Origin of the sequence: Clostridium sp. ZS2-4 (genome assembly GCF_026719745.1) — a bacterium.
Lineage (GTDB): Bacteria > Bacillota > Clostridia > Clostridiales > Clostridiaceae > Clostridium_H.
Genome location: NZ_JAPPRQ010000115.1, coordinates 1 through 11,585 on the forward strand (window position 1 = coordinate 1; position 11,585 = coordinate 11,585).

The 11,585-nt window shown below is 33.0% G+C and carries 7 protein-coding genes and 2 pseudogenes; all 9 read right to left on the reverse strand.

All coding sequences use genetic code 11. From position 1 onward, the window contains the following. Positions 1-974: 974 nt before the first annotated feature. Positions 975-1,379: an SMI1/KNR4 family protein gene (locus OIO11_RS12830; protein ID WP_268071848.1), complete on the reverse strand. Its 405-nt coding sequence runs from the start codon at positions 1,377-1,379 to the stop codon at positions 975-977. Continuing rightward, entirely contained in the window at positions 1,376-2,119 is a 744-nt protein-coding gene (locus tag OIO11_RS12835; protein WP_268071849.1) for an HNH/ENDO VII family nuclease, read from the reverse strand. The genes OIO11_RS12830 and OIO11_RS12835 overlap by 4 nt, the downstream gene beginning before the upstream one ends. Next, on the reverse strand, positions 2,119-5,373 hold the full coding sequence (locus OIO11_RS12840) for an ATP-binding protein (RefSeq protein ID WP_268071850.1): 3,255 nt from the start codon (positions 5,371-5,373) through the stop codon (positions 2,119-2,121). Before OIO11_RS12840 ends, OIO11_RS12835 begins: the two co-directional genes overlap by 1 nt. Then, a complete protein-coding gene (locus OIO11_RS12845) occupies positions 5,373-5,972 on the reverse strand; it encodes a hypothetical protein (protein WP_268071851.1) in 600 nt (199 codons plus the stop codon). Before OIO11_RS12845 ends, OIO11_RS12840 begins: the two co-directional genes overlap by 1 nt. After that, positions 5,959-8,004: a dynamin family protein gene (locus tag OIO11_RS12850; RefSeq protein WP_268071852.1), complete on the reverse strand. Its 2,046-nt coding sequence runs from the start codon at positions 8,002-8,004 to the stop codon at positions 5,959-5,961. The genes OIO11_RS12845 and OIO11_RS12850 overlap by 14 nt, the downstream gene beginning before the upstream one ends. Positions 8,005-8,077: 73 nt before the next feature. Continuing rightward, positions 8,078-9,022, reverse strand: coding sequence for a helix-turn-helix transcriptional regulator (locus tag OIO11_RS12855; protein WP_268071853.1), 945 nt, complete (start codon positions 9,020-9,022; stop codon positions 8,078-8,080). Between the two features lie 109 nt (positions 9,023-9,131). Further along, positions 9,132-9,419, reverse strand: coding sequence for a helix-turn-helix transcriptional regulator (locus tag OIO11_RS12860; RefSeq protein WP_268071854.1), 288 nt, complete (start codon positions 9,417-9,419; stop codon positions 9,132-9,134). Between the two features lie 161 nt (positions 9,420-9,580). Further along, positions 9,581-11,065 (reverse strand): annotated as a pseudogene (locus OIO11_RS12865) (recombinase family protein); the annotation flags it as partial. A gap of 209 nt (positions 11,066-11,274) precedes the next feature. Beyond that, a pseudogene (locus tag OIO11_RS12870) lies at positions 11,275-11,463 on the reverse strand (hypothetical protein); the annotation flags it as partial. Positions 11,464-11,585: the final 122 nt, after the last annotated feature.

Genomic DNA, 11,585 nt, shown 5'->3' on the forward strand with positions numbered 1-11,585 from the left:
ACTTTTTCTACTCTTTTTTTATGGTAATAAAATTGACTTTTATTAAGGTTATTTTCAGCACAGAAATCTTTCACTGTTATTGTATCTTTAATAGAGTTAAATTTATTTAAATATTCCTCCCAGGCATCATTATCTAATTTTCTATACATAAGTAAACCTCCCATTGATAATCTTTTACTTAAGTTTATCAATGGGAGGATGTGTTTTCTAGGTACTTAATTTTTTACGCTTACGTAAGTTCCAAAGGAGAATAGGCATATAAAGGTAAATAAGATTATTAACATAGGACTCTCCTTCCTTTTAATAAATATAAAAGCACTTTAGAATATTTTTTATTCCCAAAGTGCTTTTTAACTATTTTAAAATTTCATTTTGTTCTTTAAGATAATTTTTTATTTTATCATTATTTTAACTAAGATTTTTAGTGCTATGGATCTCAATATACTCTTTAGAAATATATATAATCTATTATTCAGCTTACTCCTGTTAATATTGATAATGTGAAGCCCAATCCACGTAGTGTCTTTACTTATAATGAGGTTCACCACTGATTACTTTAATCCAACTTAGCTAAAACATAAAAATCCTAGCTAAATCTATTGAGTATTTTACTGCCTAAGGACTATAATTTTGATACAATTTAGCGAGTTTTTAATATTATTATTCATTTTAATATCTCTAAACTGTATAGATTATCGCTAAAAAGTGTACACCTATATTGATATATTTCCCCATACTGGATGGCTAATAGGGCTTGGATTGATGTCACAACCCGTTTTGAGTGTATAAGCACCCTGTTTTTTACACATTTTTGATATATACGTTCGTAGGAATATGTCAATGGCACTTTTCTAGGTTTTGACGTTTGCGGAAACATGTCAAAAGCCTTACCCATATTTAACAAACACCATGTACTGAGCAAGCCAAAATTCACTGAATACATAGTGCCTTTTCATCCAATTACATGCTAGTTATTATTTCTTTCTTGCGATACAGATTTCCAAATATGCAACAAGGCTTTCACACAAAAGTTCCTTCTTATTATATTGGATGCTATATATGCACCCATTTTCATCCGAAATAATAATCAACCCATCAATTCCTTGATTTTCAACAACAAAGCAATCTGCTGGAAATGCAGAGTTTAAATCTCTTTCCTGTTTCGTTACTTCAACAACATTCAAATAACCCTCAACATTCAATCCAGTCCATTCGGTTCTATAAAAGCTAATAGCTCCATACTCTTTAACATAATCGATATATTCTTCTGGAAATTCAATTTCTAATTCATTCTGTGCCTCTTTCAACTGTCTCGTTGTACATCCTGTTGCATGATACAGATTAGGTATAGCCTTGATTTTAGTTATTATATTGCTCATACTTGGTTACTCCTTTCATTTGCCCTTGCCTCCCAATGGTTACTTCTTTCTCCAGCAAAGACCTGTCTATCAATTTCTGATTCTTTCGTCTTATCATGTAAGATATTATCATTTCCTTTACCCCTGTGTTCTTCTGGAGTAAGTTCGGCAAGAGGACTGTCTGCGTGTTGTCCAATGTGATGTAATTCAATTACTTTACCATCCTTATTAATTGGGGATAATCCTTGTTCTGCTCGTTCACGATTCGTACGACCCATAGCATCCTTCTGATCCCAATCAATATCATTTCTAATTAAGCATTTCTTCTCACCGATTTCAGCTTCTTGCAATTCGGGATTCTTATATATTTCATATTCTTCCATGGAGCCGATTGCATCGATAATTTCATCAGACCATCCAGCCTCTTCCTTTATTTTTACCTTTTCTTCATCGGTTAAACCCTCTTTTGCATTTTCATCGTTATCATCAGCCTCTAAATTATTCTCAACATCAACATCTGCTTTTTCAAGGTTTTCTTCCATTCTTTCTCGAAGTTGCTCTGGTGTCAAGTTTTTTATATCTTCAAGTTTTAATAATACCGCGTCTCCAGCTGACTTAATATTTTCAATCTGACTCTTCACAACTTCCTTAACTCCGGTTTCCGAGATATTCTTTACCGTTTCAGCTATCTTTTTTGTTGTCTCAACTGCAGCCGTACCTGCCTTTTCAGCTACGGCTGCTATTGTTTCCAAAACCGCCATTAGTTCACCCTCTTATCCAAATAAGTTTTCACATCAATACTCAACTGTAAATCCTTTGACAAAGAAAAGTCTTTGACAAACTCCAATATTTCGTATTCCTCTGAATATTCCAAGGAAACTAATCCTGCAATAGTTTCTATTACTTTATTTGCTGGATTCTTAGCGTAGAATTTTTCAAATTCACTCTGAAGTTTTTTTAACTTATCTTCAGTAGGTACTGATACCGTATTTTGAAGTAAATTAACAAATTCGTCAGATGGTAGAATATGATTACTGAACACACCAGAAATTAACAAAGAGATTATGGTTTCTGATATGCAATTCAGTATGCATTCCTTCTTATCCACACCAGGTATCATTGTTATTGCTTTAAGTAATGATTTGTGGCTAATCTCCTCATATGCATATTCCAAACCATCAAAGATTTTTTTATTATCTGGTTTGTACATCATGCTTACAAGTGTTTTTATCGCCCAAACTGCAATTTCCTTCGGCATTTGGTTATCAAAGATACTTCTATTAATATTAAACAGTTTTTTATTAATATCCTTGTTGTAAAGATTAACATCCAATACGTTATTAGACTGAACTTCATCAACCTTCACGATTACAGGCTGAAACATACCTTCTTTATGGCATAAAGCATAACCAACTTTGCTGTTTCCAAGATAAATTGCATCCTCTAAATAAACACCAATTGTATTAGCTACTGTTTCCTGATCATCTTTAGCCACAATTCTATGAATAATCTTATTCGAAGAATTTTTGATTACATCTGAAGCCAATTTACATGGTATCTGTTCTGCAACAATAACACCTTGACCATATGAACGTATCTCTGCAAGCATATTTGTAAAATGCTCTACTGCTTTTCCTTTAGGATTTCCTAAATCTTCGTTACTTTCAGTTGATACATTCTTTAATAATCTATGTGCCTCTTCAATAACTAACAAGTGCTTTAATCCTTTTGCAGTACCTATTTCCTTCTTTACTTGTCTGTACTCATTCACATAAATTATAAGCAATCCAAGTGCAAAAGCCTTATCAGCATCGTCTGCCAAACCTTCCAGTTCAAGCACTGCATTTTTGCCAAAAAGATCATCAAAATCTGTAGTATCGTAGGTATTAAACATATAGCCTTTAGAGCCTACACAAAGACTATCTATTCTTGCCTTTATTGCACCTCGAATATTTCCCTTAACTTCTCCCTCATAAGTCATCTCGTTTTCTATATAGTAATCAACCTCATCCTTTAAATCCTGCATCGTAGGAAAGAGGTATTTGTGTGAAATTATGGAGTAGTGTTCCTTAATTTCCGATTCATCAAACAAACCTTGCTGACTTTTTGTATTAATGAGGCATGGATGAAATCCCAATGTTAGATTCCAGCCTTTTTTAGTATAAATATTATACAGACACTTTTCCAAAATATATGGCATCGGGCCATAGAGCGCAAAAGAGGCACTAAATAAGTCTTTAAGTAAATCTATGTGTTGTTGCGGACTAATCCCCGGAAGTATGTAGAATGGGTTTAGTTTTAAACAATTGATTTCTGGTCTGCCCAATGTATAAACATTAACTTCTTTTTTTATATTTCTGTATTCTTTTTTGGCAGGCTCAATTACTAAAAATGGCTTATTTACCCTTTCTAAAATTTTCTTCACAGTATTAGTTTTACCACTTCCAGTTATTCCACACACAAAAGTATGTTTATTTAAATCAGCTTCACTCAAACCAAAGAAAATATTTGGAAGTGGTCTGTCATACTCACATACATTTCCAAGAATATTATCCTCTGGCTCATTTGTACAATTTAAAGAATAACTTTTTGATTGCTTTATTTCAAAACCAATAGTATTATCAATGGGAATAGTACATATACCACATAACTCCTCAGAAGTCACTAAACTACACAGCGGACTCTGGCTATTGCCATCAAAGAACCCTTGCGGAATCATCAATTGCTGATTATGGATTTTATCTGTTGGAACTCCTTCTCCCAAGCAGCTATCTTTATATGAAAAAACAACCGGTGGTAATACCTCTGGATTTCCAGAAGCTATTTCACTGTAAAGACTACCCTGAATGATATCACATGCAATCTTACTATCAGAAGAGTATGTAACCACAGATTCCCACATTCCTATACTCCGACCAACTTTCAGACGTTCCATCATAGTTTCTGACATCTTCATCAATTCAATTGCAAAACCATTCTGAATATCTCCAGATATTGATTCACTACTGCTTATAGTTTTTGTTACAGCATCACTATATCCTTTTGATATACTATGAGTATTTCCTGTAGTCTTATTGCGGCTAAAATTCAGCTGTTGACCAACAACCAAACCAATCAATCCCCCACCTATTGTACCAAGAGCATTTCCTATAATAGGTAATGGAGTACCAACCACAGCACCAATCTTTGCACCAAGCAGTGCCCCAGGCAATGCACCTGACAAGTTGGATCCATTACTTTTACTCTTATTCTCACCATTAGTTTCATTAAATGTATCAGTATATGTTTCTCCTTCAGAACTTCCATTTTGAAGAGATACAGTTCTTTTTGATATAGCGAAACATTCATCTTGAATTTTAATCGCTTGCTTTATTTTCTGCTGAATTTCAAATTGATCAATAGGTTTGCACAAAACCATTATTGTGTAATTCTCACCATTTAAACTTCTCATCAATGATGACAAATCTTTGTTTTGATACTCTCCATCTACTTTTAAAGCAGGAGCACCACAAATGCAACCTATATATCTATCTTTGTCTTCTCCAGCATTTTTAGCTCCTTCTTCTATTTGTGAATTAGTAAACTTATCTGCATACTTTTCAATTTTTATTCCTGGCAGCAATCCTTCTATAATTCGTTTAATTGTTACATCATTTGAATCCGGGGCAATTCCTAGAACAAGGGATGTCTTTCCATTATTACTTACTATTCCATAGCACACTTCCTGTTTTATTGAATAGGCAGTAGTGAACAGTTTATTCATTTTTTCAGCAAAGTATGGGAATTTTTCATCCACATTATTAATGGTACACTCACACATTTTATAAAAAGTGAATGAATTTAATAACTCCAACGAATTCTCCTGCGGAGAGCTGATAGCTATTTCATTATTTACACTATACGATGGATAAAAATTCATGATAAAATCAGATGTATTTTTACCTAACAACTGAGTATCTTTTTTAAACAATTCACCTTTCTGACTTTTCTCTAAAACCATAAGATTATCTGCCATTAATCAATCATCTCTCTTTCCAACTGTGCAACACGGTCATCATAATACTTTTCAATAGAATCTATCCATAACAATACAGACTGTTTTACGTTCATCAAGTATTCATTTATAACTGCATCAATTCCTTTAGAGCCATCTTTTAAGAGCAGTGCCATTATTCCAGCAATGACAACAGCAATTCCTACTGGTATCCAACTTTCGAGTGAAATGCTAATCACTCCACCCACAATAACTACTGCCCCCGATTTAACCCATTTGTTAATTTCTTTTCTACTCTCTCGATAGTCAATATCCTTTGGAACTTCAAAACTAAACTTTCCATTCAACGCTTTAAGAATATCCATTTCATAAAAAGTAGCTTTCTTCTCTGCATCAGCATATTTAGTAGAGGATAGAGTATGCTCCATCAGCATATTATAAGTACTGGATAATATCATCTTGCTTTCAGGAGTAAATTTATTTACTGTAACGTTAATTACTTTGTCTATTAGCTGCTTATCAGACATATCAGCTTTACTATTATTTGCATCTGTTTGGATTCCCTTGATAACTTTATCAATATACTGTTCAAGTTTCTGCTTATCATTATTCTCCAACATAGTTTTTAAGTTCTCCTTTCAATTCAGCAACCTCTGATGCACCTGCTTCCACGACAGCCAAATTACGTTCCATATCTTCAATAGTTTCTCGTAATTTATCATTATTTTCCTTATCTTCAAGTAATTTTTGATATTCTCCCTCTAACTCTTGCTTATGCTCAGTTAATTTTGTTCTGTAAACCTCTGTACATTTTGTGACATAGTTTACAACATTATCTATCATTTTAAAAATAATCTCCTCTGACAACCTATCATAAATACTTTTAGCAACTAATTTTACATGTTCTTTTAAATGATGATAAGGTACACGTTCCACCGACTTAAAAGTCAGTCCACTTTCTACATCATTATAACCGGATGTTTCATCTTTTGCAGCATCATCAATAGTATCAAAATCTGACTCTGTAAAATTTGGATTGTATGCCTCCGCTGGAATTTGTGATGAATCATTGGTATATTGAATCAACCTCTGGTTACATTCTTCAATTACCTTATCTGCCATCTCCCTTCGAAAATCCTTTGTATCATCGACCGCATCAAATGTCATTTTCTTCATAGAACTAAATGTTGCATCTGTTATCTTGCTCTCAGGGAGATTACGAAAATTTTCAAGTTTTTCCTCGTATTCTGCTTGCTTTTTCTCGGCTTCATTCATAATAACACCTTCGCCATTGATATTATCTGTGTATTTCTTGTATATCTCATTTATACCGTCTGTGATTTTTGTATATACCTCAGAAATCTCCTTCTTCTTCTCTTTAATTCTATCCTCTAAAGCTACTGGATCATTGATATTTTCTTTTGCCACTTTTAATGCATCCGAATATATGCCTTTGTATCGTTTATACTCATTCTCCAAATTATCCAAGAATTCAACCAACTGAAGATAATTTGCTACTCTCGCAAATTTCTCTAAAGATCCTTGAACACTACCAAAGTTTGATAATCCTTCCATCTTCTCATTGAACCTTGCAATATCTCCCTTTGACTTCAACCAACATTTACTAGCAGGTGCAAAGTCATCTCCAGCTTCATCCAATGTATCAAAGAACTCATCAATAATCTCTTCTGTTCCTAACTCTCTACATTTGTTTAGGAACAACTGCATCTTACTATCTACAAAGATTGTTTTCTCTGGTTTTATGTCATTCTTATACATTTCAATTGCCTGTTCTTTTAAACTAGCAAATTCTGAACCTTGTAAATTAGACTTTCCTGTTAATACTAAGAATAGAGACTCTTTCTTTCGGTTTGTACAATTGTTACGCAAAAAGTTCATGAAAGATGAAGATTCTAAAGCCTGCCCATTTAAAGACTTTACAAAAATTATTGCATTTGCATTTTTAATATATTCCTCTGCAATTCTACCAACATTACCACCTGCTCCAACACCTGGACTGTCAATTATAGTAATACCTTGCATTTCCTCCGGCAATTGGTATGTTATTTCAATCTCAGTAATTATTTTGCCCCAATCTTTCTCATTCTCACTAATATAGGATTTTATAAGTCTATTGTACTCATCAATGTTCATATTGAAGATGTTGTCTTTTACTTCTTCTTCAAGGAAAGTATCCAAAATATGTTTAGGAATTTTCTTTCCTTTATACTTGATTAACAGTTCATTATTAATAGTCGTAATCGGAATGTTACGATACTTATCTGAAATAGCTGCATGGTTTTTTAAAAAATCACAAATTCTATCATATCCAGTAACAGTGGTTTTTCCACCTGCAGCTGTTTTTGCAATTAACTCAAATTTATCCCCTTTACGGATTTTAATGATAGCACTGGTACACTGTCTTACATCCATTGGTACTACTTCTTTTCCTAAGTATGCATTTATGAATGTAGACTTTCCACTTTTAGCCTCTCCAAGAATCATCAAATTGAAAATCTCATTTTTAATCTTTTCTGCCTGCTCTCGAATACTGTCATTAACCTTTTTGTCTGCATCTGCACAGGCTTTTAGATATTCTTCATAAAGTGCCAATACTTGATTTTTATTTTGCTTATAATCCTTTGATATCATAACTAAGTTCCTCCGTAATAATTTCTTGTGTTTTTAAGTCAAAAATATTTTAAAAATTGAAAATTGTCTACTTTTACTCAATCAGCTGCACATAATCGCCTTGGCTCTTTAACCACATATCTATGCCATTACCATAAGATTCTGTACAAATAGTATACACACCGTTTTTCTCTCCAATAATCTCTGCTGTTGGCAGCCTGTCGAGAACCGATTCTATTGAAGGACCATTAAATTCAAACATAATTCTTCTTAGTTCCCCAGAGTACATAAACTGCACTCTATTTCTAAACTCTCCATCATTAAACTTGTCCTTATATGGAATATTAAAATGCTGTTTTGTACCCACTAAATTAGTAATTCGGTCTATACGAAATGTAGTAGGAAAATCTTTACTGTCATCTGCCATAAAACCGATGAGATAAAAATAAAATTCCGAAAACATTATAGCTACAGGTTTCACAGTTCTGTCATTAACTGTTCCATCTTGCCGTGTATAAGCAAAAGTGATGATTTCTTGTTTGCTTATAAATTTCGACAGCTTCCATATAGGTGACAATAGCTTTTTATTATGTTTAAGAGGTATGTATTGAAATAACTCATTTTTAACGATTTCATCTACAGTCTTTCTATCATCTGGAACAACCTGAGACATTAACTTTCCAATTATCCCATTCAGTTCTTCCTTTTGAAAAGCACGACTTTCTAAAAGAATTTTGCAAAGTGCAAGTACCTCTTCGTTAGTCAGCCATTCACGATCAAAACGGACAAGATAGTATCCCCCTTGGGACTTATCGTATTTTATCAAAACTTCTGTTTCTGAGAAGTGGGTTTCAGCAAGATATGCTCTCAAGTCATCAATATCACGCTGAATAGTTTTTTCTGAAACACCAAATTCAGTTGCTATTTTATGTTTTGTGAGTAATTCGCCTTTATTTAATCTCTCATAAATACTCAGTAATCTAAAACCTTTATTTCCATTATAATTTATACCTAAATTCAATCTGTCACCTCCTTGCATCTTAATATCATTATATATGTGAAGATAGACACATAATGGGGTTTTGAAAAATTTCTTATTTTAATTTCAATTCATTAATTTCTTATTTTAATTTCAATTCATTAATTTCTTATTTTAATTTCAATTCATTATTAAGTTCATCTGTATATATCTCAAGTATATTAAGAAGTTTATCAGTTTCAGGATTTTTGATAAATACCAACAGCAGACTTAAAAAAGTATTCCAAGATAACTTAGCTTTCTTATTTTCAACTTGCATTATAGTGTGTCTTGAAACACCAATTAAATTAGCTAATTGTACTTGTGTTAAGCCTAACTTTGTCCGAAGCATTGCCAAATTATCCGCCATGTTTGCTTTAACTTTTTCTCTTAATAACGCTACATTATTGTTTTCCAAAGCACACTCACCTCTTTTGTGAAAATTTTACCATATAAATATATCATAAAATTTTACATCTTACAATTGATACATACAAAATGTTGAAAATAATGACTTCAAAATGCAAAAAGCACCAACCAGAGAACATTTTCTCACAAGTTGGTGCTTATAATAATTCTTTACATCTCCACCTCAACCTCTACCCCAGACTTAAATTCTATCGTGAATTTATCCTCATATACCATAGTCTTTCCAATCAATCGCCTTATCAACTGCTCATCGCATTCATCAATAAGCGCTGGTTGCTCCTTTAGAAAAGCTGTCGTATCCAGAAGTCTTTGACCAGCTGCTTTCTTTTCTACCTCTTCTGCTAAAGCATTATGCTTTTGTTCCCGTAGGCGATAAATCTCATCAGCAATATCGTTATAATCTTCTTTAGAATTGGCCCGTATTAATAGTTGCTTTTGTAATTCTTCTAGGTTTTTCTCTATTTCAGCTACTGCACTGGTATCTTGTTCATTAATTACTGTTTCTATATTATTTCTAAGAACTTCTAAAAAATCATCCTTTTGCCCCAGCAAATCATTAATAGCTTTTACAACGACATCCTTTAATAAATCCTCAAGCACCGTCCTTGAATTGCAAGCTAAGCCCGTGTTCTCTAATCTACTGACGCATCTCCAAACAATTGATTTCTTGCCACGATTGTTCCAATGAACTCTGCGATATATTTCTCCACATTCCCCGCAGAAAACAATCTGTGAGAATGGATGGCTACAGCTAAAGTTTCTTTTCTTTCCACTGCTACTAATATGACCTGTACTTCTTCTAAATAGTTCTTCTTGAACCTGCATAAAAATCTCTTTTGGAATTATAGCTTCGTGGCTATTTTCTACATAATATTGTGGAACAACGCCATTATTTTGAACTCTCTTTTTTGTAAGAAAATCAACGGTATAAGTTTTCTGTAAAAGTGCATCGCCCATATACTTCTCGTTACTAAGTATTTTTCGAATTGTACTGGTATGCCACCTTTTTTTACCTGCACTTGTCAGTATCCCATCATTTTCAAGTCCTTTTTTAATTTTGTCCATGCTAGAACCTTCAAGGTATTCTCGATAAATACGTTTTATTATCTCTGCCTCTTCGGGAACAATTACAAGGTGCTTATTTTCATCCTTTGTATATCCTAAAAACCTATTAGTATTTATTTGAATAATGCCCTGTTGATATCGATACTGAATACCAAGTTTTACATTCTGACTTAAACTCTGACTTTCTTGCTGGGCAAGGGATGCCATGATGGTAAGCATAATCTCTCCCTTAGAATCCAAACTGTTAATATTTTCTTTTTCAAAATATACTGCGATATTTTTCTCTTTTAATTTACGGATATATTGCAAACAATCCAAAGAGTTCCTGTCAAAGCGGCTAATTGACTTGGTTATAACCATATCAATATTTCCATCCATGCATTCCTCAATCATTCTATTAAACTCATCACGCTTTTTAGTATTAGTACCGCTTATGCCATCATCTGCAAAGATACCTGCAAATGCCCACTCTGTGTTCTTTTTAATAAATTCTGTATAATGCTCAATCTGCACTTCATAGCTGCTTGCCTGCTCATCACTATCGGTAGAAACTCTGCAATAAGCAGCAACACTAGCAACAAAAACTGAACCATTTTTTGTAAGGGGTCAGACCCTTTACAAATATTAGGAGTGAAACGAACAATTTTTATTTCACTCCTTAGATTATTAAATTACTGCATAATATTATACTGTTCACTATCAACCTCAAAAATTATTATATCACTTTTATCCCACATTTTCGCCAAATACTACAAATTAATCACAACATTTCCAACTTACTACCTTTTATACTCAACAGGCTTAGTTAATTTAATTACCGCTGCTAATGATATAAATATAACCAAAATACATATAGCAAGTATTACTTTGCCTATAGTTGAAAACATCAAAGTTTCATACCACGATTTATTTAAAAAATACATCAATGGTATATTTCCTATTAGAAGTATTGTCATAGTAATAAACTCAACTTTCGCACTACGAAAAAGCTAGTTTTTCCTTGATAAAACTAGGTAATGTAGATATAAAATAGTCTAAAAAATCGTTGATTTGAGTTTTTGTAAGCGATAGCTTTTCATATAGTGCAGAC

What these genes read in the sequence shown, in the direction of transcription:
- OIO11_RS12855 (WP_268071853.1), bottom strand. Translation starts at nt 9,022, where the DNA reads ATGCAAGGAGGTGACAGATTGAATTTAGGTATAAATTATAATGGAAAT.
- OIO11_RS12840 (WP_268071850.1), bottom strand. Translation starts at nt 5,373, where the DNA reads ATGGCAGATAATCTTATGGTTTTAGAGAAAAGTCAGAAAGGTGAATTG.
- OIO11_RS12850 (WP_268071852.1), bottom strand. Translation starts at nt 8,004, where the DNA reads ATGATATCAAAGGATTATAAGCAAAATAAAAATCAAGTATTGGCACTT.
- OIO11_RS12835 (WP_268071849.1), bottom strand. Translation starts at nt 2,119, where the DNA reads ATGGCGGTTTTGGAAACAATAGCAGCCGTAGCTGAAAAGGCAGGTACG.
- OIO11_RS12830 (WP_268071848.1), bottom strand. Translation starts at nt 1,379, where the DNA reads ATGAGCAATATAATAACTAAAATCAAGGCTATACCTAATCTGTATCAT.
- OIO11_RS12845 (WP_268071851.1), bottom strand. Translation starts at nt 5,972, where the DNA reads ATGTTGGAGAATAATGATAAGCAGAAACTTGAACAGTATATTGATAAA.